This is a genomic window from Embleya sp. AB8 (assembly GCF_049739465.1).
Classification (GTDB): domain Bacteria; phylum Actinomycetota; class Actinomycetes; order Streptomycetales; family Streptomycetaceae; genus Embleya.
Window position 1 is genome coordinate 174,191 of sequence record NZ_JBMHHY010000007.1, and the last position, 21,536, is coordinate 195,726.

The following is a 21,536-nucleotide window of genomic DNA, read 5'->3' on the forward strand; positions in this document are numbered from 1 at the left end:
TGGCCGTCGACGAACGGGCTCTTCCGGTGGGGGCGGCGCCGGCCGCCTAGGAGGCCCGATCGCCGGCGTCGTCGCCGGCCCGGAGCGGGCCCGCGCACTCGAACACGAGGTCGACACCGGCTGCCTCTCAGGGTAGCCCCGGACCACCGGGCGGGCGGGGCCGGCGACCCACCCCCGGGCGGCCTCGGCGACGCCGACCTGAACCTCCACTTCAGGTTGAGAGTTGACCGATAGTGCAGGATTTGCTCCGTGCTCCTCTCCCCGCACTCCTCCCCCGGCGCTCAGCCGTCGGTCAGCCGTCCGTCAGCCGCAGCACCAGGTTGGCCCGGTCGATCGCGTCCAGGACGGGGGTGGGCGGGATGGCCGCCGCGTCGGCCGCGGCGGCGAGTTGCCCGGGATCGGAGCGGGCCAGGTCGGCCACCGTACGATCGCCGAGCAGTTCGGCCAGATGCGGAGTGTCCGCGATGCCCAGCAGGGCGCGCGCGGGCAACGTGCGGACGGCGGCCGGATCGGGTGCGCTCAGCACGTCCTGGGTGTGCGTCGCGGCGAACACGTTCGCCGTGGCCTGTCGGGTCACCTCGCTCCATCGGGACGCCGTGGGTGCGGCGAGGGTGGGCTGGCCGCAGTAGTAGCCGAAGCCGCCGAACGAGGCCGCGAAGCGCCGGTTGCGCAGCGGGTCCACGCTCACCGTGCCGTCGGCCGCTACGGTGAAGTCGGCGAGCACCACCCACGGTTGGCTGGGACACGGCGGGCAGGCCCGGGTGCCGGCGTCGGTGATCCGGGACGAACAGCCGGTCGTCTCGGTGCGGGTGTCGTCGTTCCGATGCACGTAGGGGTCGGGCAGCGTGTCCAACACGCCGAGCCGGAAGCCCTCCCGGACCCGGCTGTACTCACACGCGGTGTCCTCGCAGTCGCACCCGGCCGCCGCCACCGGAGCGGTCAAACACTCGTCGTAGCGCACCGCGAGATAGTACGTATGTCCCGGTTCGCGGCGTCCGCGCACCGGCGCGCACCACGGGTCGGTCGGCGGCGGGCAACCGTCGCCGCCGGCGGGCAGCGAGTCGCGCACGTCGACCCGGATCGGGTGGTCGACGACAATCTCGTCACCGTAGGGACCCAGCACATAGCCGGCCGACACGTCCAGGAGCCACGGCAGTCGGCCGCCGTCCCCGAACGGCACGGTGCGCACCGTCACCCCGCACACCACACCCCAGCCGTGCAACAACCGGTTGTGCCGGCGCATACGTTCGAGCAGCCAGACGCCGGTCTGGGCGAGGTCCTCGGGTCCCACCAGTTGGCCGCCGAACCAGCGGGGGCGCAGCCGCCCGGTCGCGTTCCCGGCCAGGCAGTCGCCGCAGCCGCAGGACGCACTTCCGGCGCCGGCCGCGCCTGCGCCGCAACCACAGCCGCAGCCGCCCTGACCGGCCACCACGATGGGCCGGATCGTTTGCTCGTACCCGGTCAACGTCCCTCAGCTCCTCGGTATGCGTCGTCTCGGTGGCGCCGCGCGCCCGCTTGGCTTCGCCGGCGGCCCGCGCCGGGCATCCCGCTCACTCCGGTGCCACCGCGAACGCGATGTGCAGGAACCCGCCGGGGTTGTCGCCGAACAGGCGCTCCCCCACGGTCGATCGGGCGCCGACCACCGAGGGCGGCAGCGGCCTGGGCAGCTGCTGTCCGGTCCAGATCGAGAACAGGGCGTGGTTGTCGAGGGCGGTGCCGAGGAAGTCCGCGTCCAGGGGCAACGTCGGCGTGTCCGCGCCCACCGGCGGCACGGGGGCCGCGGTCGAGGAGCGGATCTGGAACAGGAACACCGCGTCCGGCTCGTGGCCGGCCGGCGGCCGGATCCCGCGCACGTCGAACGCGTAGGTCACCGAGTCGGCCGGCAGCGGCCGGTCCGATTCGGGCATCGTGCGCGCCCCGGGGCCCAGTTCGAGCGGCCGGAAGCCGCCGATCCAGTCGCCGTCGTGGACCGCCTGGAACAGCCGGATCCAGCCGGTGGGGTCGGCGAGTGGGGCGTCGGCGAGCGGGGCGTCCAGCGTCAGCTCGATCCGCGGGGTGCGGACGAAGTGTGCCCACTGCGGTGCGGACATGCCCGCACGATCGAGCCGCGAGCCGCCCTCGGGCCAGACCCGGAGCAGCCGCGGCCCGTGCTCGATCGTCTCGGGCGCGAACGACGGCGGCGGCGGTGGGGTGAACACGTGCAACTCGCCGCCCTGATTGCCGTTGCCGGTCGGGAACGGCGGCACGTTCGGCAACGGCGCGCGGTCCACCAGGGCGGTCAGCGTGGTGTCCTTCGCGCCGCCCGAAACCTGCGCCCACAGCGCGTCGCGGTCGGCCTGGGTCAGCGCGGTGCCGATCAGGTCGGGGTCCAGGGCCAGGCCGTCGGGGCCCTGGGCGCGCGGCGGTCCGCTGACCGGGACCCGGGAGCCGACCACGAACACCGTCGAGGTGGGCAGCCCGTCGCTCTGCAGCCCGACGGTGTACGCCACGCCCTCACCGCCGGCGGGCACCGCGATGTGGGTGAACGCACCGCCGGCCCGGGTCAGCGTGAGCCGGCGGGCGCCGGTGTGGTCGAGCTGCCACAGGCCCAGCCAGGTGTCCGGGGCATCGAACGCGGCGTCGACGAGCGGTCGGTCGAAGGCGATCTCTAGCCGCTTCTCGGCGACGAACGCCCGCCAGGTGGCGCCGGTCGCGGCGGCGCCCACCTGCGGCCACAGTGCGGTGATCCGGGGCGGCACGGTGGTCGCACAACACGTGTCCACCCGGGCGGCCAGGCACATCAGCAGGTCGAACAGCACCCGGTTGGAGTACACGACCGGGCGCGATGTGGTGGCGTCCAGATCGGGCGCGGCCGGTGGTGCGTAGGTCACCGTGCCCAGGACCACGCAGTCGTCCGCGCACCCGCAGTCGTGCCCGACGGTGTCCGCGACCACCTCGCGGCGGTCGAAGCCCTCGCCGCGCCGGGGCGGGAAGATCGTCGCGCACTGCTTGTCGGTCAGACCGACCGGGGTCGGGTCCTGGGCGACGATTCGAATCGAGAACCGCTCCAGGGTGAGCGAGGGTACACACTCCTCGCGCACCTCGCAGTCCACCACCGGCATCCGAACGAACTCGGTCCCGCACTCGTGCCGGCACACCAGGACCGCGACCGTGCCGGTGCTGACCGGGCTGCCGGTCGCCTGGCCGGCGCAGTCCGTGGGCTGGTTCGGCTTGTCGATCCGGACCGGCCGGTCCACCACGATCAGCTTGCCGTGCCCGTCCACCGCGACGCCGGGCGTGACGGTCAGCGCGCCGTCGGTGCCCAGTTCGACGTCGAGGCCGCACAACACGCCGGTGCCCAGGCCCAGTCGGGCCAGCGTGGCCGCGGTCTGGCGGTGGTAGTCCTGTTCGACGTACCAGTGCCGGACGTCCATCAGCTTGCCCGGGTAGAACCGGTTGCGCACCGGCGGTACCGGGGCCGGATCGCTCCCGCCGCAGCCGCAGCCGTCGTCCGACGCGTTGTTCCGACGATCCTGACTCACTTGTGCTCAACCCCTTGGAGATGGTCGGGAGGTCGACCCGCGACCGCCTGGTATGGGAAGCGTGGCGTCGAGGCGTGTCTCGACGGGGCCGCCGACGTGCGCGGCGGCCTGCCCGGGCAGCCGTACGTCCCCGCCCAGTGCGGGGCCGACGCCCGAGGCCCAGGCGGGCGCCGGGCCGGCCACGTGGGTGTCCAGGCCGACCCGGCCCGGGATCCGACCCGGGTGGGCGATCCGTACCTGCGCGAACACGTGGGCCGGGCGCTCCCGTTCGACCACGCGGGCGATCTCGGGCAGCGCGTCCGCGTGGTCCGGTGGGACGTGTACGCAGACCCGGTGTGCGTAGCCGGCGTAGAGCGGCAGGCCGCGGTCCTGTGCCGGGACGAGGTGGGCGCCGTCGAGCACGGCGGTGGTGTCCAGGGCGGGCGGGCCCGGGTCGGCGATCCGGGTGGTGGTGTCCCGGCCCAGGCCGCCGGTGCCCAGTTGCCAGACCTGGGCGCGCAGCAGCGGTTCGGCGACGGTGACGGTGACCCCGGTCTCCCGCGCCACGGCCTCGACCAGGCCGGCGGGGGTGCCGCGGCGGCCGTGCGCGGCGTAGGCCCCGGCGATCTCCGCCCGGCGGGCCGATTCGTCGGCGGTGCCCGGGAGTTCGGCGTCCACCCAGCCGGCCAGCCGGTCCAGCCACGGGTCGTCCGGGCGGTCGGGGGCGGAGCCCGGGTCGAGCGAGGCGGGCAGGTCCTCGAGTTCGCGTACGGAGTCCTGGTGCGCGGAGGCGAGCAGGCCGAGCAGCCGGCCGAGCGTGCCGGAGCCGTCGTCGTCGCCGGTGTAGGCCGCGGGCAGCGCGTCCAGGAGCCCTCGGCCGAAGTGCTCCACGCGCACGTCGTCGACGCGGGGTGTGCCGCTGCCGTCGCCGAGCAGTTCGACGCCGATCCAGAGCCGGCTGCCGGGGCCCGCGGGTCGGGCCAACACACGTACGTCCAGGCCGTCCAGCGGGCCCGCCCGCCAGCGGTCCGGGGCGGTCGGCACGGGCGCGTCGTCGGCGTCGGCGTGCGCCGGATCGGGCGGATCGGGGGTGCCGGCGCCGCCGGCGAACATCGTCCACACCCGCACATGCGTCCCCGGCGGCGCGGGCTCGGCGAGCAACACCCGGACCCGGTCCCAGTGTTCGATGCCGGCCGGCTCGACCGGCGCGGGTAGCACCGCAACGCCGCGCGGGTCCGGGCGGCGGGGTCCCAGTCGGGCGATCCCGCCGGGGCCGGCCACGAACACCCGGCCGCATCGATCCACCGCGACCCCGGCCAGGTCGCCGGTGGCGAGCAGCCGGACCGCGCCGCCACCGTCCGGCACGAGCAGCACGCCGGGGCCCGGTACCTGGCCGGCTCCGCCGACGACGAGCACGCCATCGGACACCCGAACGGCCGCCAGTCCCCCGACCCGTTCCCGAGCGGCCCGCAGCCCGGGGTCCTCGGTCGGCGGCGGATCGGCCCAGGGGGTGAGATATTCACCGGTGTCCGCACGAACCACGACACCACCGGAACGACCGTGGCCGGGACACCGGTTCGGCGCGGCGGGGGTGGTCGGCCCGCCGGGGGTGGTCGGCCCGCCGGATGCTCCGGACCCGGCCGGATCACTCGACTCGGCCGCGGCGCGCGGAGCGTCCGACCTGCTCCAGGCAACCGAACTGCCGTACGTGTCAGGGCCGTACGCGTCAGGGCCGTTCGATTCCGCCGCCGGCCCCGTCGCGGCCGAACCACCCGACCCGGCGGAGACGTTCGGCCCGGTCCGGACGTTCGGCCCGCCCGACCTGCTCCGGGCGACGGAACTTCCGGACCCGCCACCGGTGTTCGATTCCGACCCGGCCGAACCGCCCGAACCGCCCGTCCCGGCAGCCACGTTCGAACCGACCCACCCGCCGCCGGCGGCCGGTCCACCCGAACCGCCGCGTCCGGTCGTCGGTTTCGGCTCGTCGCCGAAGATCAGCAGGCGTTCCGCGTCGAGCAGCCACAGGCCGCGCGGTGCGGCGAGTGCGGCCGGGTCGCCGCCGGCCACGTCCAGGCAGCCGAGCACGCAGACCACGTGGTCGCAGCCGTCGACGCGCAATACCCGGCCGTGGCCCGGGTCGGTGACCACGATCGTGCCGTCGGCCCGGACGACCAGGCCCAGCGGCCCATCCGCCGGGGCCAGGTCGGCGGCGGCGATCGGTTCGAGCGAGGCGGCGCCCGGGCTCAGCTCGATCCGCTCGCCGACGGTGTGTACGCCCTCGAACCGGGCCCCGGGCCAGCGGCCGAGCGTGTTGACCCAGCGGTAGCCGCTCGCGCCGGTCACGAACCCTCCACCCCCATCCAGGAGATGTGCCAGCCGAGCACCGTGCGTACCAGTTCGGGGGTGGCGATGTCGGCCAGTACCGGCGCCGGATTGAGCGGCAGCGTGGTCGTCCCGCCGGTGACCCCGCCGATCCGCCCGGCGGGCAGCGGCACCACGACGGTCAGCCGGCCCGGCTCGGGGGCGTCCACGTACGGCGTGCCGTCGAGCACGCACGCCTGCCCGCCCGGCGCCTGGGTCGCGGTCAACTCCCGTACGCCGTCAAGGCGGACCAGGTAAGCGGGCGTGTCGCCGAACCCCGCGGCGCTCGTGTCCACGACGGTGCGCAGCCCGAACACCACACCCGACGCCGGATCCTTGACCGCCGACCACACCGTCCCCCACGCGCCGGAGTCGCCGGTGGCCACATACGGCGTGGGCACCACCGGCAGGATTCGCCGGCCGGCCGGGTCCGGCGGCGCGGTCAGCGCACAACCGCGCACCGCCACGGTGGCCAGCAACACGTCGAGCCCGTCCCGCAGTTCGGCCGGGGCCCGCCAGGCCGCGGTGGGCCCGTCGGCGAGTCGTACCGCACCGACCACGCCGCACGCGCCGGTCCGGGTGCGCACCGCCGCCTCGTCGTCCTCGGTCCAGCGCAGCGTCAGGCAGAACACCACATCGCCGCCGTCCGGGCCGGCGGCGACCGCCGGTACGTCGAGGGCGGCCCCCTCCGGCAGGATCAGGTCGCGCCCGAGGGCGTCCAGCGCGTACCCCGCGCCGATCGTGACGACCTTGGCGCCGCGCGTTGCGGTGACGTCCAGGCCGAGCGCCACGCCCCAGCCGTGCAGCACCCGGTTGTGCAACCAGCGCCGGGAACGCTCCACGGTGACCGCGTCGTTCAGGTCGGCGGCGGCGAGCACCTGCTGGGCGAAGAAGGTCGGGCGATGTGTCGACGGCAACGCCGCGCCGCTCGTGGTCGGGCCGGTCATCCGGACTCCCCCCTCGATTGTTCTCCCGGTCGGCGGACCGCTCGGGGACTGGTTCGGACATCGACGCTCGGCACGAATACGACCGGTGGTGAGCACGGCACGGGACCCGGTGCCCGGGCCGCCTCGGCGCGTACCGGCACCGGTTCGGCGGTGCGCACCGCGGTCCAGGTGAACGCCATCGGCACCGCCGACACCTTGGCCAGGTCGGGGATGTCCCCGGTGCCCGGCAGCGCGTGTCGCACGGTGATCCGAAAGCCGCCCACGTCCACGCTCGACACCTGCACGGTGGACGAACCGGCCCCGCCGGCACCCGGCGCCGGCCCCTCGGCCGCCACGAAGACCTGCGGCACATCCGCGAACGGCCGGGCGAAGTCGACCCGGGCCGACCACTGCCCCCGGGAGCCCTCGGCCGCGATCGCCCCCCGGGCCACCCGCCCGGCCCGCAGCACGGTAGGTCCCGGCCCGTGCGCACTGCGCCGAGCCCCGTCGCCGAGGTCCACCGCCTGTGTGTCGGGGTGATAGACGGCGAGCGGCACGTCCTCGGGCCGGGCGACTTCGCCGGCCGGCACGAAGTGGATCCGCCCGCGCGGTCCCCCACACTCGGCGCGCAACACCACCGTCGCCGGGCCGGGCGCATCGAGCGCCGCGGCGGACCCGAGCACCACCAACTCCCCGGCCCGGGTATGCGCCACCCCGGGCTCGACCAACACCCGCCCGCCACCGAGCGCCCACACCGTCAACCCGGCCCCGACGCCCCAGGTGCGGTGTGCCGCCCGGGTATGCCGAGCCGATACCCGGGTGTCATCGGCGTTTTGGTCCCGCAGGTCGACGGCCCGGAGCCGAACCCCCGGCTCCGCCACCACGCGGTCCGGAATGGTGTTCATCGCCCCACCCCCGCCCGGACAGCCACCACGTCGTGGGTGCCGGGGACCACCAGGGCCGTGGCCGGCACGCACAGGCCGCCGCAGCCGGGTGGGCCGCCGTCGGCTCGCAGGGACAGCGCGGTGACGTGGTCGACGCCCGGAGCCTCGTCGATCACCCGCAGCACCTCGCTGCGGTAGACGTCACGCCCGAACGGCCAGCCCGTACCGCGCGGGCCGCCGGTGATCGGGTGGAGGAACGTGTTCAGCGCGGTACGGACCGCCGCGCTCGTGGCCGTCGGGTCGGCGCCGGGCAGCAGGGTCACCGTCACCTGTGCGCCGACCCGGACATAGCTCGGGCCGGTGACGAAGAAGCGGGTGCCGGCCGTACGCCGCCCGGCCAGGTGGCCGCGGACCGCGCGCAGCAGGCCGGGGGTGGGCTCGGGGCGTTCCTGCGGGAGGTACGGGACGACCACGGCGGTGACGCAGCCGGACGCGACCAGGCCCGGCAGGCGCGGGTCGGTCTCGGCGAAGGCGCGGACCCGGGCGATCCGGGTGCCGGGGGTGTCGAGGGCGCATCGTTCGACGCCGGCCAGGGTCACCGCGCGCTCCGGTGCGGCCAGGCGCAGCACGGTGTCGCGCGGCAGGTCGTCGAGGGAGTGCGCGTCGGCGGCGGCGAGCGCGTCGACGAGGCGTTCGTGCGCCCACAGGGCCCGTTCGGCGCGGGCCGCGGCGGCGGCGGTGTCCTCGGCATCGGCGCCACCGGTGGCCGGGCCGACCAGGGCGGCGGCGAGCGCGCCGGGGGCGGGTGGGCCGCCGAGCAGGACACGGGTACGGGCGTCGGGCGCGACCACGACGGGGGCGGGCGGGGCGAGCGCGCCGCCCTTGGCCCCGGAGGTGCCGCGGTAGCCGGCCAGGACGGTACGGCCCGCCTCGGGCACCCGGCCCGCCCGGCCGTCGCCGAAGGTCAACGTCCCGGTGGCGGCGTCGAGGACGGCGTCCAGGTCGGTGCGGCCGGCCGCGTCCAGGTCCGGGACCAGGCGTACCGGTTCCACCCCGCCGGTCGGATCGGCCAGCCACACCAGGCCCTCGGCGACCGCGCCGCCCGGCAGGGTGAAGGTCTGCTCGGGCCCGCCGTCCCCGACGCCGACCGCGACCAGTTCGGCCACAAGCCGGCCGGGATCGACCGCCGTCGGCGCGATCCAGCGCAGGATCCGGACCACCGGCGCGGCCGGATCGCCGGTATGCACGGTGCGAATCACGCGGGCGCCGTCCACCGTGACGGTCAGCGCCGTCAACGCCCCTTCGACCGGGGCCGTCCCCCCGGTCACCACCGTCCCCGGCGCGACGTCGTAGGCGCCGACCGCCGCCGTGGCCGACTCGGCCTCGACCGCGTCGGCCACCACCCGGCGCAGCCTCGGCGGCGCGTCCGGCCGGCCGGACCCGAGCCGGGCGCGCAACCAGGCCCGGGCGCCGGCCGCGCCGAGCGGCTCCACAGGCAGTCCGCCGGGCCCGATCCGCAGGCGTACCGCGCCGGATCGGGTCAGCGCCCGGGTGCGGTCCTCGACCTCGGCGAGCGCCGTCCAGTCACCGCCCACCCGGGCCTCCCAGACCGTGCCGGCGCCGTGATGCGGGGTGCGGACGTCGTCCTCGGCCCCGTCGGCGTCCAGCCACAGCGCCACCGCCGCACCGGCCGGCAGTGCCCGGTCCAGGCCGAGGACCAGCGCGGCGCCCACGACCGGGTCGGGCCCGAGCGCGTCCACCGCGGTCCCGGCGAGCAGCGTGGGGGTGTGCTCGGCCCACCCGGTGGTGTATCCCGACGCCTCGGCCGAGCCGTCGTCGGTGCCCGCCACGACCACCGCCGCGCCGGTCAGCGGCAGTGCCTCGACCGTTTCCAGGCCGATCGCCGCCGCCGCGCCGTGCGCCACGAAGCCCAGCCGGGCGGGCAGTTCGGCGGGCGCGCCCGGGCCGGGCCGGATCGCCAGGACCACGTGCGCCGCACGCGGCGGTGCCGGTCGTACGCCCAGCAGGGCGAGCAGTTTGCGGCGGTGCCGGTCGGTGACCCGGGAGGCCCGGTAGACGTCGGTGTCCACGACCCACGCGAGCATCTCCAGGATCGCGATGCCGGGGTCGGAGTAGTTGTGGTCGGTCCACTGCGGGCTTTCCAGCGGCAGCAGCGCCCGGACCTCGGCGACCAGGTCCGGCCAGCGTCGGGTGTCCAGACTCGGCGGGAACAGCGGCATGGCTCAGAACTCCTTTCCCGGGGATCCGGGGGATCCCGAGGATCGTCCGGACCCGGACCCGGACCCGAACCCGGACCCCGACCCGGACCCCGACCCGGCCGGTCCGGCCAACCGCACCGCGAGCGGCCCGGCGCAGACCACCGCGTCCGGATCGACGGTGACCACGTCGCCGGCCGGGACACCGTCCACGGTCAGGTCGAGCGAGGTGACCACGTCCACCCCCGCTACCTCCTCGAGCAGGCGGGCCGCATCGGACAAATAGACGCCGCGTCCGAACGGCCAACCGGTGCCGGTGGGGCCGCCGTCGAGCGGGTGCAGGAAGCGGCCCAACGCGGCGAGCACCGCGCCGCGTACCGGTCCCGCGTCGCCCGCCCTCGCCGGTCGCACGGTGACGCTCACCCCGACCGGGAAGTAGCGGGCACCCTCGACCACCAGGCGGGCCGCCGCGGGCAGCCGGGCGGAGACCGCGTCCCGGACCCGGCGCAGCAGTTCGCCGGTCGGTTCGGGCCGGTCGGTCCCGTCGCGCGGCACCACCACGAGCCGGACCACGCCGGGCAACACCCGCCCGTGCCGATCCCGCGCGCCCAGCGCGCGGGCCGCCGCGATCGCCGGGACGGTCTCCCGAGCCAGCGCGGCCACGTCCGTCTCGGTCAACGCGAGGCGTCGATGCCGCAGCAGCGCCGGGCCGCGCCGCAACACGTCGGGGAACGACTCGGCGTCGGTACCGCCGCTCGCGCTGCGCGGGTTGCTCACCGCGCCGACCGCGACCGCACTGATCGCCTGGGTGATCGCGCCCGCGGGCACGTTGCCCACGGCGCCGCCGCCGGTGCGGTAGCTGCGCAGTCGTACATTGTCCGGGCCCACCGGCGGCACCCGGCCGTGGCCGTCGCCGCCGAACAGCACACGCCCGGTGGCGTGGTCGCAGACGTAGACCCGGTCGCCGGGTCCGGCCAGGCCCAGGGAGGGCAGTTCGTCCCAGCGCACCCACACCTGGCTGACCCGGCCGGTGCGCGGGTCCGCGACGGTGCGCAGCGCGGCGGCCGACCGCGCGCCCAACTCCCGCTGTAGCAGCGGCAGATCGACCGCGGCCCGGTCGCCGTCGAGTTCGCGGATCTCGATCACCGCGCCGTCCAGGACCGGGATCCGCAGTGCCTGGAAGACCTGGGCGGCGCTCCCGTCGGCGGAGCCGAGCAGTTCGTCGGTGATCGTCTGCACCTGGCGCACCTTGGCCGCGTTGGGCACCAGGGCGGTGAGCGCCGCCCGGGGCGGGTCGGCCTCGGCCGGGAAGGCGGCCCGGATCCAGGTGCGCGGCGTGCCGAACCGGGCGGGCGGCGCGGCGCGCAGTTCGCCGCCCGCGAAGGCGCGGGAGAGCGGGTCGCGCAGGGTCAGCGTCTCGCCCTCGGCGGCGGCCACCGTGACCGGTTCGCCGCCGCGCAGGTCGGTGAGCAACAGCCGGTCGCCCGGCGCGAATCGGGCCGCGGCGCCGCGCCCGAGCAGAGTCACCGTACGGCCGACGGCGCCGGCCACGGGGGCGCCGGGCGCGCCGCCGGTGCCGGGCCAGAGCAGGCCGATCACCCCGGTGCGGGTCAGGCCCTCGGTGCCGTCGTCGGTGGCCAGGGTGACCCAGGTGGTGCCGTCGTAGCCCTCCCAGGTCGGCCGGACCGGGACCGCGTCGGGGTCCTCGCCGGCGGGTTCCACGTACAACCCCAGGCGGTCGGCGGGCAGTTCGCCGTCGAAGCCCAGATAGAGGGTCGGGCCGGGTTCGGCCGGTGCTCGAAACGGGGTGGCACCCGGTCCGGGGAAGGCGAGTTCGCCGGTCAGTTCGGTCCACGTGTGGTCGTCGAGCGCGATGGTGTGGCGCGGGTCGTCGGGTCCGGCGACGTGCCGGTAGAACACCTCGAACCGGTCGAGCACCGGCGGGCGGGGTTCCACCACGGGCAGGAAGTTGAGCACGCCGGACTTGTCGGTCCAGCTCACCTGGCGCAGGAACGAGAAGCTGCCGCGTTCCAATCGGGCGCGCAACCAGCGTCGTTCGTCGCCGGTGACGTCGGTCCGCGCCCAGTCGGGCGGCACGGTGAAGTGCAGTGCGCCCGAGCGTTGCAGGGCCAGTACGGCGGGCGCGCCGGCCGCGCCGATCGGGCGCCAGCTCGCGCCGTCGAAGTATTCCCAGGTCACCTCGGGGGCGGTGAGCTGGTCGGGGGTCTGCGACCCGGCCACCGCCTTGAGCAGGTCCTCCGGCGACAGGTTGGCCAGCGCGTCGGCGATCGTCCGGGCCTGGGTGACCTGGGTGTCCACGGCGGCTTTGGCGGTGTTGATCCGCGCGGTGACGTCGGTGACGAACGCGACGGGATCGCCGGAGAGGAAGGACGGGAGCGGGGTGTCGGCCAGGTAGGGGGTGGGCGTGGCGAGCACCGTGGCCAGCGCGGACGCGAGCACGTCGTGTGCGCTGACCACCTGGGCGTCGGTGCCGCTCGCCAGCGCCTGGGCCAGTGCGGCGCGCGGCGCCGCCAACGAACTCGCCCCGGCCGACAGTTGCCCGGCCACATCGGCGGTGGCCAGGAGTAGTCCGGCAGTTGCCTTGGGCGCGCCGCCGAGGGCGGCCGAGGCGGCGGCGAGATCGGCGGCCGGATTGCTCGCGGTCTGCGCGGCCTTGACGTGGTCCCGGGCGCTGCCGACGTTGGTGAACAGTACCGGTTCGGCGTTCGCGGCGGAGCTCAGTGCGGTGAGCGCGTCCCTGATGTGCCTCTTGACCGAGGTGTACCAGGCGACCGGGTCCTCGCCGGACAGCGGCGAGACCACGGCGCGGCCCAACGCGCCGGTGACCGCGGTCAGTTCGGCCAGTCTGCTCGCCACCGCGCGGATGTCGGCGACGGTCTTGTCCCGGAAGTCCTTGGCGTTCTGGACGCCGCCGGTCAGCTCGCCGGTGCGCTGGTCGGCCTCCTCGGCCGCGGTGCGCGGGCGGCCGATCACCAGGGTCACCCGCGCGCCGGGCTTGCCGAACGCCGCGTCGCACGCGACGTGGAAGGCGCTGCCGCGGACCGGCGCCGGGCCCAGCGGGTTGAACGCCCGGGTCAGGTCCACCGCCTGGGCGTCGGCGACCGCCTTGTCCGGGGCCAGGCCGGGGCGCAGGGTCAGGTCCACGTGTACCGGGCTGTCCGGGGTGAGCGGCGCGGTGAGGTCGTCGGGGTCGTCGAGCGGGAAATAGTCGACGCCCGGCTTCGGACCGTCCTTGCCGGTGCCGAACGTGTCGGCGGCGGTCGGCGGCACGGTGACGCCGAATCGTACGGTGTGCCCTTGATGCGCGGCGGCGAGGGTGACCGGCTTGCCGGGCTCCGCGGGCACGTCCTCCTTGGTACCGGCGGTGGCGTCGGCGACATGCAGGGTCACCGCCGCCGGTACGCTCGTCCCGATCGGGGTGCGGATCGTCACCGTGTTGCCGGCGCCGCCCGCCGGGCCCACGAACCGCGCGATCCGGGCGTGCGTGGTCACCGCGGACAACCGCAGGTGGGCCAACTCCGGGACGACAAAGCCGGGTTCGCGGCTCAGCCCGGTGTCAAGCCGAGCCCGCAGCCAGTACGCCTCGACCCCCGCCACCGTGGTGGTCACCGCCGTCGCACACGGCGCGACCAGCCGCACGGTGCCCGAGCGGGTGAGCCCGGCGGTGCCGTCGAACGACGCCTCGTCGCCTTCGCCCCACGGCGCGAACGGCCGCCATGCGGAGCCGTCCCACCAGGTCCAGGTCAGCCGCAGCGGTGTCGCCGCCGGCCGGCGCAGCACGATCGCGACCTCGACGGTGGCCCGCCCGGCGAACGCGAGCAACGTCTCGTGCGCGAGGTACAACTCCCGTACCGTCGGCCGCAGATCGGTGAACAGCGTGACCGGGCGCCGGGCCAGCACGTCGGCGGAGTGGTCGGCGGCGGCGTCCGCACCCGGGTCCACGCTCCACACCTCGACCAGCGGCGCGCCGGCGAGCGCGACGGTGTCCTGCGTCTCGAACACCAGCGGCGCGTCGTGGCCGGGCACGGTGGCGCCCAGGCGGGAGCCGGCGCTCACCCGGGCGCCGGGCACCCCGGGCAGCGGTTGCAGCAGCACCGTGCCGTCCGCGCCCTGCGCGGGCAGCAGCGATACGCCCACCATGTCCAGGAGCGCGGCGAGTTGCCGATCGGGCAGGTGGGCCAGCCGCTCCTCCAACGCGGCGAGCAGCGCGCCGAGTCCGTGTGCGACGCCGAGCGACGGGCCGCCGGGGGTGGGATGCCAGTCGGGCACCCAGCCGGTGCGGGCGGCGAGCAGGGCGGCGACCACGTCGGCCCGGCCGCGCGGCGCGCTCATGTGGCCGCTCCCTCGTGCAGGTAGAGCGGGTAGACCAGGTTGTAGAACGTGTTGGTGGCCCGGATCCGGTAGTCGATGCTCACGTCGAGCCGGCCGCCGGCCCGGTCGGCCACCGACACCTCCACGCCGAGCACGTCGATCCGCGGCTCCCAGGCGGTCAGCCCCTGTTCCACCCGCAGTCGGACCACGGCCGCGGTGGCCGCGGTGATCGGCTCGAACAACATGTCCTCCAGGCCCGCGCCGAAGTCGGGGCGCATCACCCGCTCGCCGCGCCGGGTGCCCAGGATCAGCAGCACCGACTCGCGGACCTTCTCCGGGCCGGTCGCCTGGGCCGCCTCGCCGAGCGGGTCCAGGCGCGCGGGCGCGGTCCAGCCCCGGCCGAGCACCGCGGCACCCTCCGGGGTCCGCTGCGCGGGGTCGGGATCGATCGGCGCGTTCGGTGCGACCACCGTCAACCTCCGATCAACACGGTCGGGGCGCCCGCCAGTACGGGTGCGCCGCAGCCGGCCAGGTCGCCCTGGCGCAGTGCGCCGCGTCCGCCGATCAGCACCGTCGCGGAGCCCTTGGTGAACGGCGAGGGCGGGTGGGCGGCCGGTGGCGGGAAGGCGCAGGCGTGCATGTCGCCCTGTACGGCGGCGGGCAGGCCGCCGATCAGCACGGTGGCCACGCCCGGTCCCGCGACCATGCCGGGGTGACCGGTGGGGTCGGTGACGCGCGCTGCTGCGGGCACGGCTGCCTCCTCGGGGGTACGCGGTGTCGTTTCGTACGTTCGTCGCCGGCTCGGCCGGTCGCCGCTCAGTTGATCTTCACGATGGCGCCCTGGATGTTGCACGTGGCGGCGGCCTGGATGTCCGCCCGAGTGGCGTTCACCGCAAGGCCGTTCCCGGCCTTGACGGTCACGTCGAGTCCGCTCACCGACACCGATCGGGTGCCGGTCACGGTCACCTCGCCGGAGACGCTCAGCTCGATCTTCGCCGCGCCGCCCGCGACGGCCAGGGTGATCCCGTCGGCGGCGATCTCGATGGAATGGCCCAGGGTGTGGGTCAGGGTGAGTTTCTGGAGCAGGTCGTCGATGGCCACCTCGTGACCGACCGGGGTGCGGATCACCCGCTTGGCGACCGAGTCGATGGGCAGGGCCACCGGGGGCCGCGAGGTCATCGTCCACAACCCGCCGAGCACGTACGGCTCACGCACATCGCCGTTGCGAAACGCCACCAACACCTCGTCGTCCGGCTGCGGCATGAACCACACCCCGGAGCCGTTGCCCGCCACCGTGGCACACACCCGGGCCCACGGTTCGACGCCGGGCAGCCACGCGTACTTGACCTGCACCCGACCGGCGCCGGTCAGATCCAGGTTGTCCACCACCGTGGCCGGTGCCACGCCGGTCACCCGGGGGCTGTCCGACTCGTGGATGTCGTCGAGAGCGTCGAAGAGCGGTTCGAACACGCCGGGCCTCCCGGGCAGTCGCGTCGTGGAGCAAACGAGTCGTGGATCGGACGAGTCGTGGATCGGACGGGTGGACAACTGCCGTGTGCGGATCACGAGTTGGGCGCCGGCAGCGACAACAGCCCGCCCTGGACCCGGACCGCGCCCTGCGCGGCGGGCGGGATGCCGCCGAACCAGATCTCCTTGCGCAGCTCGAACGAGGTGCGATAGCCGCCGCCGTCGAGGGTGTGCTCGGCCGAGACGACCCGCCACAGGCCGCCGTACGTCTCGCCCACGCCCTCGATCCGCAACACCCGCCCGGCGGTGATCCGGGGATCGCCGACACACGAACCACTCGCGGTGGTCCGCCGGTTCAACCGGGGAATGAGCTTGGCGACGATCAGCCGCGGGGCGGTGGCGATGGTCACCGGCTCGTCCACCAGGAACGCCTCGCTCCCCGACGAGCCGCCGCCCTGCGGCCGCTCGAATCCCGGGGACACCTCGATGCTCAGCGACTGGCGATCCCAGTCGTAGCCGACCGAGATGGTCAGTTCCAGGTGCACCTCCGGCCGCCACACCCGCACCGACACGCGCGCGACCTGGCCGACCGTACTGATCCTGGGGGTGAACTCCATCAGCGAATGCCCGTAGCGCAGCGTCACATCCGGCGACAGGAAGGCGGCCGGCGACATCAACCGAAGGACGAAGCCCGAGGGTTCGCTGTCGTGTTCGACGATCAGCTCCCACGCGTTCTCCGCGGCGATCTTCTTGAGGAAGTCGAGGGTGGTCTCCGAGTGTTGGCGGCGGACCACCCGCTGGCGCATGCTCGGGTCCTCGGCGGTGGCCACCACGTCCACCACGCCCAGCGCCGCCGACAGGAACGCGCCCAGCGGATCGAGCAGCGGCACCATTCCGTGCTCGACCGCGAGCAGTGGTGCGACCACCAGGTCCGGCAGCGGCAATACGCCGAGCTTGGGAATCGGTACGCCGAACCAGCGCGCGGGCGAGGCGGCGGCCAGCCGGGTGCGCCGGTCCTGGGCGATCACCCGCAACATCGGCATCCCGTCCGCCGGGAAACTCGCCTCGCTGCCGACCACTTCGCCGGTGAACAGCCGGCGCGGCTCGTCCGGCGCGTAGCCCAGCGCGATGCTCACCTCGGTGTCCAGCCGAAACAACGGATCGTCGAGCCAGCGCAACCCCTCGTTGGCGAGCGAGACTTCGAGCCGGTCGGCGTCGCCCATGCCGGTCTGGCAGGTCACCCCGGTGACCGAGCCGCGCAGTGTGGCGGGGGCCGGTCGGCCGGCGAACCGCAGCCGCATCTCCGGGGCATAGCTGGGGAATGCGGTCATGCCGGCACCTCCGGCGGCGGCGCGTCGAAGACCTCGTTGGTGGCGCGGTCGCGATACGGCAGCCGGGGCAGGTGCAGCGTGCTGCCGACCGGCAGTACGCGCGGATCGTCCAGGCCGTTGTGCAGCGCGATCGGCCGCCAGGCGGCGGCGGAGCCGTACTCGCGCCAGGCGATCAGTTGCAACGTTTCCCCGGCCACCACGGTGTGCGCCTTGGTGTAGTCGGAGGTCTGCCGCTTGACCTCCTTGGCCTCCATGTCCACATTGCGGAACTCGCTGAAGGTGACCGTCAGTCGGGCCCGCACCGGGGTGCCGTCCGGCTTGAACATCACGAACTTCTGTGCGACCCGGGTCAGTACGCAGGTGAAGGTCAGGCTCGACCAGGCGAAGACCAGCGGCGGCGGGGCGTGCAGCGTGGGATCGATGTCCATCAGGTCGACGATCCGGCGCACCAGGAGCCGGACGTCGCTGCCCGCACCCGCCTGGTCGTTCTTCTCCAGCGAGTCGAGGAACAGCTCCATCTCCAGGGTCTGCGCATTGCCGTGCACGAACTGCACGACCGGCGCGGACAGCCCGGGGACCGGGAGTTGGGCGTAGGTGGTCTCCCGGTTGACCGTGTAGTCCTCCGGGTTGAACAACACCCGGGTACGTTTCCCGGTGACCGTGTTGGTGATCGTCGCGCGCTCCATGACGGTCATCGGCTCCACCCCCGGCGCTCCTGGCGGGCCAGCACCCGACGGTCGATCTCCCGGACCACGCCGTCGACCAGGCGCGGCAGGTCGGCCGAGGTGAGCGCGTCCCGGGTGGCGGCGTGGCCGGGCGACGGCGGCCCGGTCCGGTCCCGCGGCGCCGCGTCGACGAACCCGGGCGGATGCCCCGGCGCGGTCGGCGCGGGCGCGGGGCGGGCGGGGGCGGCGAAGGTCAGCGGGGCGCGGGGGTGGGGGGCGGCGTACCCCGGCGCGCCGGCGGGTGGACGGGTACCAACCGCCGCGCCCGGTCGGCCCGCATCCTCGATCCGTCGCCCGTGCCCGGCTCCGCGCTCGGCCAACTCCCGGGTGGCCCGCGCCCGTTCGGCCGCCGCGCGGCCCGGCCCGAGGAAGCCGGTACGCAGCACCGGGACCAGCGGGCCGCCCCCGGTCGGCGCCGGCCCGCCCGGCCCGACCGTCTCGACCCGGGTCGGTGCCACCATGCGCGGCACACTCACCCGCACGTCGAGCCGCACCCGCGCCGAACGCCGGATGTCGAACACCCGGGTCGGCGCGGTCCGCGGCGCGCGCGACCCGATCGCACGCGGCAGCGTATGCAACACGAGGCCGACCCTCGGCATCCACGGCTCCACCCGACCGGCGGCGCACCGACCACCGCCCTCGGCCCGCGCCCGAACCCCGGCGAGCATGGCCGCCGCGGCCGACCGCACCGGCCAAGCCGCCACCGGCGTAGGCACTCCCGTGACCGTCACGGTGCTCTCCCCTCTCATTAGGTGCCCGCCGCCTCGTTCAGCCGCTGGTTGATGGCCGACACCTGCTCCACCCAGCGCCGCCGTTCGGCGTGGTCCAGGCCCATCACCTCGGCGTGCGACCAGTGCAGGTGGTACGCGACGAAGGCCATCTCCTCCCTCAGCCGATCGAGCGGATATCCACGGATCCCCCCAGGCGCTCGTGGCCCGGTCGGACCTCCTCCCCGCAGTGCGGACACGACCCGTCGACCGGCGCCGGGCCGGGTTCGTCCACGGTGTTGATCCGGTTGTAGAGGTCCTGGAGATAGGCCAGATCGGCGGCGAACAGGGTCTCGATGGTGCGCGGCGTGACGCTCTCCACCCCGCCCACCCGGGTGACCACCCGGCTGAGCAGGATCACCGACAGGTAGGCCGGGTTGCGCTGCACCCGGGGGTCGGCCAGCGGCAGGATCTCGTCGGCGGCGGTGGCCAGCCGCATCGTGCCGTCCCGGTGCAACGCACCGTCCTCGCCGAGCAGTCCGACCGGCAGCGTGAAGTCGTGTTCGATCTGCAACATGGTCACTGCACCCGCGCCAGGCCCTCGTGGACCAGTTCGAGGGTCTCGATCGCGATGTCGTTCGACTCCGCGGTCAGCGCCGGCGCGGTGTACTTGGTCGGCCAGGCCCGGACGAAGTTCCACCGCGAGGTGACCACGCCGCGCCGATCGAGCAGCAACACCGCGCCGTTCTTGCGGACGATGTCGCCCTCCACGATCTGCTGGTGCCAGTCGTAGAGTTCGGTGTCGGTGGTCATGCCCCACTTGAGCACGATGTTGGCGAACTTGGCCTGGCCGGGGAACTTGTACGGGGTGATGTTCCAGCCCCCCTCGCGGTGCTCCACCACGTCCACCGTCGCGTCGAGGCCGCTCACCTCGTGGAACCCGACCCGGATGATCCCGTCGAGTTCGACCTTGAAGTTGAAGTTGACAAAGGGGTCCTGGATATCGCCCGTGCTCACCGCGTCCTCCGCTGCCTGTCCGTTGCTGGTCGGGGGTGCTGCGCACCCGCGCGGGTGCCCGGATGCGTGGGTCCGCGCCGCCGCGCGGGGTCGGCCGCTACTGCTCGCTCACCTGGGCGCCGCCGTCCCAGATGCCGATCCGGACCACGATGAACTCCGCCGGGTAGACCGGCTGGACGCCGATCTCGATATAGAGCAGGCCGAGCTTGCGGGTGCTCGGCGGGTTCAATGCCTCGTCGATGCGGACGAAGAACGCGTCCTTGGCCTTGGCGCCGAACAGCGCGCCGTCGCGCCACACCCGGGTGAGGAACTCGGTGAGCGTGTGCTTGAGCTTGCCCCACAGTTCCAGGTCGTTGGGCTCGAACACCGAGCCGCGCAGCCCGAGTTGGATCGACTCCTCCAGGAAGAGGAAGAGCCGGCGAACGTTGATGTACTGCCAGTTGCGGTCCCCGGTGGTGGTCCGCGCGCCCCACACCACCGGCGAGCCGCGGCCGGGCAGGATGCGCAGCGCGTTCACCCCGTCCGGATTGAGCAGGCCCTGGTCCGCGTCGCCGAGCCGGCGCTCCAGGCCCAGCGCGCCCGCGATGCCCACGTTGGCCGGCGCCTTGTGGACTCCCCGGGTCGCGTCGGTGTGCGCGTAGATCCCGGCCAGATGTCCCGACGGCGGCTGCAACGCCACCGCCTGCTTGGCCGGGTCGCGCAGTTGGATCCACGGGTAGTAGAGGGCGGCGAAGCCCTTGTCCAGCGCGCCGGTCAGCTGGGCGCGCTGCGCCTTGACGGTGACCACGTCGATCCCGGGCGCGCTGTCCAGGATCGCGAACCGGTTGTAGAGCGATTCGCAGTGCTCGACGATGGCCCGCTGGGCGCCGATGTCGGTGCAGCCGGGGGCCAGCACGAGGCTGATCTCGTCGATCGGCCGAAGCAGCTTGAGGTGGTCGTCGATCCGGCCGGCCACATCCGCCCAGGAGGTGGCGGGCACGTCGGCGGTCGCGCCGGCCAACCCGAAGGTGCCCGCCTTGGGGCGCGGATCGCCCACCGGGGTGGGCGCGTTGGCCGGCAGCACGAGCCGCAGGTAGTTGCTCGCCACCGCCGGGCCACCCCACCAACGCGGGTGCGACGGGGTCGTGGACAGGTTGGGGTAGAGCACGGCCGCGCCGTTGCGGTCGGTGATGGTGAGGTCGAATTCGGCGGTGGACACCCGGGTCGGCGCGGCCGGTTTGTATGCCTTGGTGAGCGGCTTGCGCAGGGTGATCGAGTCGTTGGTGACCGACGCCACGATCCCCCACTCGGTGTTCGTGCCGTCGGTGACCTTCACCGACGACCCCACCGGGACCAGCGGACGCAACGCCACCGCGGCGGGCACCGTCAGGCGCAACACCGAGTCGCCGGCCGCGAGATCGTCCGAGGTGACGGTGCCGCCGGCGAAGTCGGTGGCACCGGACAGGCCGGTTTCGAGCACCACGGTGTCCGGCGCCTGTACCGACTTCACCCGGACCGTCTGGCTGTCCGCGCCCTTGGCCACGATCACCCGCTCGCCCGCCGCCAGGTTGCCGACCGCGTTGACGGTGAGCAGCCGCCGGGTGGCGTCGACGGCGGTGATGTTCGCCGCGCCGCGCACGACCGGCAGATCGACGCCCGCGCCGGCCGCGGTCAGCGCGGTGGCCAGGGCGCTGGAGTCGACCACCTTCACCTGGCCGCCCTCACCGTCCGGACCGTCCAGGCGGGCCACCGCCCGGCCCACCGCCGGAGCCCCGGTCGCGCGCCCCGACAGATCGACCCCGGCGGGCTTCGCGGTGCCCACGCGCAGGACGAAGCACTGGGTGCCACCGTTGCGGAAGAACCCGTCCACCGCGAGCGGCAGGTAGTAGGGCACGTCACCGCCGTCCACCGGCGGGCCGAACAGCGCGGTGAAGGCATCCGGGCTGGTCACCAGGGTGGGTTCGGCGATCGGCCCCTGCGCGCTGATGCCGATGAACGCCGCGACGCTGGTCGACACGCCCTGGATGGGCGCGGCGGGCTCGGTCTCTTCGATGTAGACGCCGGGGTACGAGACCTGCACGGCCATGGCGG

17 protein-coding genes are annotated in these 21,536 nt (G+C 74.6%); all 17 read right to left on the reverse strand.

Features of this window, described 5'->3' with window-relative positions:
* Positions 1-292 precede the first annotated feature (292 nt).
* The 17 genes from ABIA38_RS12300 to ABIA38_RS12380 all read right to left on the reverse strand — a co-directional run bounded on the left by ABIA38_RS12300 (position 293) and on the right by ABIA38_RS12380 (position 21,531).
* Complete coding sequence (locus tag ABIA38_RS12300) at positions 293-1,465, reverse strand: hypothetical protein (protein WP_424638585.1); 1,173 nt, start codon at positions 1,463-1,465, stop codon at positions 293-295.
* A gap of 85 nt (positions 1,466-1,550) precedes the next feature.
* Positions 1,551-3,521: a hypothetical protein gene (locus tag ABIA38_RS12305; RefSeq protein WP_424638586.1), complete on the reverse strand. Its 1,971-nt coding sequence runs from the start codon at positions 3,519-3,521 to the stop codon at positions 1,551-1,553.
* A 6-nt stretch (positions 3,522-3,527) separates the two neighbouring features.
* Positions 3,528-5,843, reverse strand: a complete 2,316-nt coding sequence (locus tag ABIA38_RS12310; RefSeq protein WP_424638587.1) for a phage tail protein — start codon at positions 5,841-5,843, stop codon at positions 3,528-3,530.
* Entirely contained in the window at positions 5,840-6,808 is a 969-nt protein-coding gene (locus ABIA38_RS12315; RefSeq protein ID WP_424638588.1) for a hypothetical protein, read from the reverse strand. Before ABIA38_RS12315 ends, ABIA38_RS12310 begins: the two co-directional genes overlap by 4 nt.
* Positions 6,805-7,692: a hypothetical protein gene (locus ABIA38_RS12320; protein ID WP_424638589.1), complete on the reverse strand. Its 888-nt coding sequence runs from the start codon at positions 7,690-7,692 to the stop codon at positions 6,805-6,807. The genes ABIA38_RS12315 and ABIA38_RS12320 overlap by 4 nt, the downstream gene beginning before the upstream one ends.
* The gene (locus ABIA38_RS12325) at positions 7,689-9,911 is read right to left on the reverse strand and encodes a hypothetical protein (RefSeq protein WP_424638590.1); all 2,223 of its coding nucleotides are present in this window, start codon (positions 9,909-9,911) and stop codon (positions 7,689-7,691) included. Before ABIA38_RS12325 ends, ABIA38_RS12320 begins: the two co-directional genes overlap by 4 nt.
* 3 nt (positions 9,912-9,914) lie before the next feature.
* Positions 9,915-14,240 (reverse strand): baseplate J/gp47 family protein, encoded by a 4,326-nt coding sequence (locus tag ABIA38_RS12330; protein ID WP_424638591.1) that lies wholly within the window; start codon positions 14,238-14,240, stop codon positions 9,915-9,917.
* On the reverse strand, positions 14,237-14,689 hold the full coding sequence (locus ABIA38_RS12335; RefSeq protein ID WP_424638592.1) for a GPW/gp25 family protein: 453 nt from the start codon (positions 14,687-14,689) through the stop codon (positions 14,237-14,239). Before ABIA38_RS12335 ends, ABIA38_RS12330 begins: the two co-directional genes overlap by 4 nt.
* A 2-nt stretch (positions 14,690-14,691) precedes the next feature.
* Positions 14,692-14,970: a PAAR domain-containing protein gene (locus ABIA38_RS12340; RefSeq protein WP_424638593.1), complete on the reverse strand. Its 279-nt coding sequence runs from the start codon at positions 14,968-14,970 to the stop codon at positions 14,692-14,694.
* Between the two features lie 65 nt (positions 14,971-15,035).
* Positions 15,036-15,689: a phage baseplate assembly protein V gene (locus ABIA38_RS12345; RefSeq protein ID WP_424638594.1), complete on the reverse strand. Its 654-nt coding sequence runs from the start codon at positions 15,687-15,689 to the stop codon at positions 15,036-15,038.
* Positions 15,690-15,781: 92 nt separating this feature from the next.
* Positions 15,782-17,017 (reverse strand): phage late control D family protein, encoded by a 1,236-nt coding sequence (locus ABIA38_RS12350; protein ID WP_424638595.1) that lies wholly within the window; start codon positions 17,015-17,017, stop codon positions 15,782-15,784.
* Positions 17,014-17,712: a peptigoglycan-binding protein LysM gene (locus ABIA38_RS12355; RefSeq protein WP_424638596.1), complete on the reverse strand. Its 699-nt coding sequence runs from the start codon at positions 17,710-17,712 to the stop codon at positions 17,014-17,016. Before ABIA38_RS12355 ends, ABIA38_RS12350 begins: the two co-directional genes overlap by 4 nt.
* The gene (locus ABIA38_RS12360; protein WP_424638597.1) at positions 17,709-18,473 is read right to left on the reverse strand and encodes a hypothetical protein; all 765 of its coding nucleotides are present in this window, start codon (positions 18,471-18,473) and stop codon (positions 17,709-17,711) included. Before ABIA38_RS12360 ends, ABIA38_RS12355 begins: the two co-directional genes overlap by 4 nt.
* Before the next feature lie 17 nt (positions 18,474-18,490).
* The gene (locus ABIA38_RS12365) at positions 18,491-18,622 is read right to left on the reverse strand and encodes a DUF6760 family protein (RefSeq protein ID WP_424638598.1); all 132 of its coding nucleotides are present in this window, start codon (positions 18,620-18,622) and stop codon (positions 18,491-18,493) included.
* A gap of 8 nt (positions 18,623-18,630) precedes the next feature.
* On the reverse strand, positions 18,631-19,026 hold the full coding sequence (locus ABIA38_RS12370) for a hypothetical protein (RefSeq protein ID WP_424638599.1): 396 nt from the start codon (positions 19,024-19,026) through the stop codon (positions 18,631-18,633).
* 2 nt (positions 19,027-19,028) lie between these two features.
* Positions 19,029-19,466, reverse strand: coding sequence for a phage tail protein (locus ABIA38_RS12375; protein WP_424638600.1), 438 nt, complete (start codon positions 19,464-19,466; stop codon positions 19,029-19,031).
* A gap of 97 nt (positions 19,467-19,563) precedes the next feature.
* Positions 19,564-21,531 (reverse strand): phage tail sheath family protein, encoded by a 1,968-nt coding sequence (locus ABIA38_RS12380; protein WP_424638601.1) that lies wholly within the window; start codon positions 21,529-21,531, stop codon positions 19,564-19,566.
* Positions 21,532-21,536: the final 5 nt, after the last annotated feature.

Bases quoted from the DNA above. Each gene is read 5' to 3' on its own strand.
- ABIA38_RS12325 (WP_424638590.1), bottom strand. From the start codon at position 9,911: ATGCCGCTGTTCCCGCCGAGTCTGGACACCCGACGCTGGCCGGACCTG.
- ABIA38_RS12380 (WP_424638601.1), bottom strand. From the start codon at position 21,531: ATGGCCGTGCAGGTCTCGTACCCCGGCGTCTACATCGAAGAGACCGAG.
- ABIA38_RS12370 (WP_424638599.1), bottom strand. From the start codon at position 19,026: ATGTTGCAGATCGAACACGACTTCACGCTGCCGGTCGGACTGCTCGGC.
- ABIA38_RS12330 (WP_424638591.1), bottom strand. From the start codon at position 14,240: ATGAGCGCGCCGCGCGGCCGGGCCGACGTGGTCGCCGCCCTGCTCGCC.
- ABIA38_RS12350 (WP_424638595.1), bottom strand. From the start codon at position 17,017: ATGACCGCATTCCCCAGCTATGCCCCGGAGATGCGGCTGCGGTTCGCC.
- ABIA38_RS12365 (WP_424638598.1), bottom strand. From the start codon at position 18,622: ATGGCCTTCGTCGCGTACCACCTGCACTGGTCGCACGCCGAGGTGATG.
- ABIA38_RS12355 (WP_424638596.1), bottom strand. From the start codon at position 17,712: ATGACCGTCATGGAGCGCGCGACGATCACCAACACGGTCACCGGGAAA.
- ABIA38_RS12315 (WP_424638588.1), bottom strand. From the start codon at position 6,808: ATGACCGGCCCGACCACGAGCGGCGCGGCGTTGCCGTCGACACATCGC.
- ABIA38_RS12320 (WP_424638589.1), bottom strand. From the start codon at position 7,692: ATGAACACCATTCCGGACCGCGTGGTGGCGGAGCCGGGGGTTCGGCTC.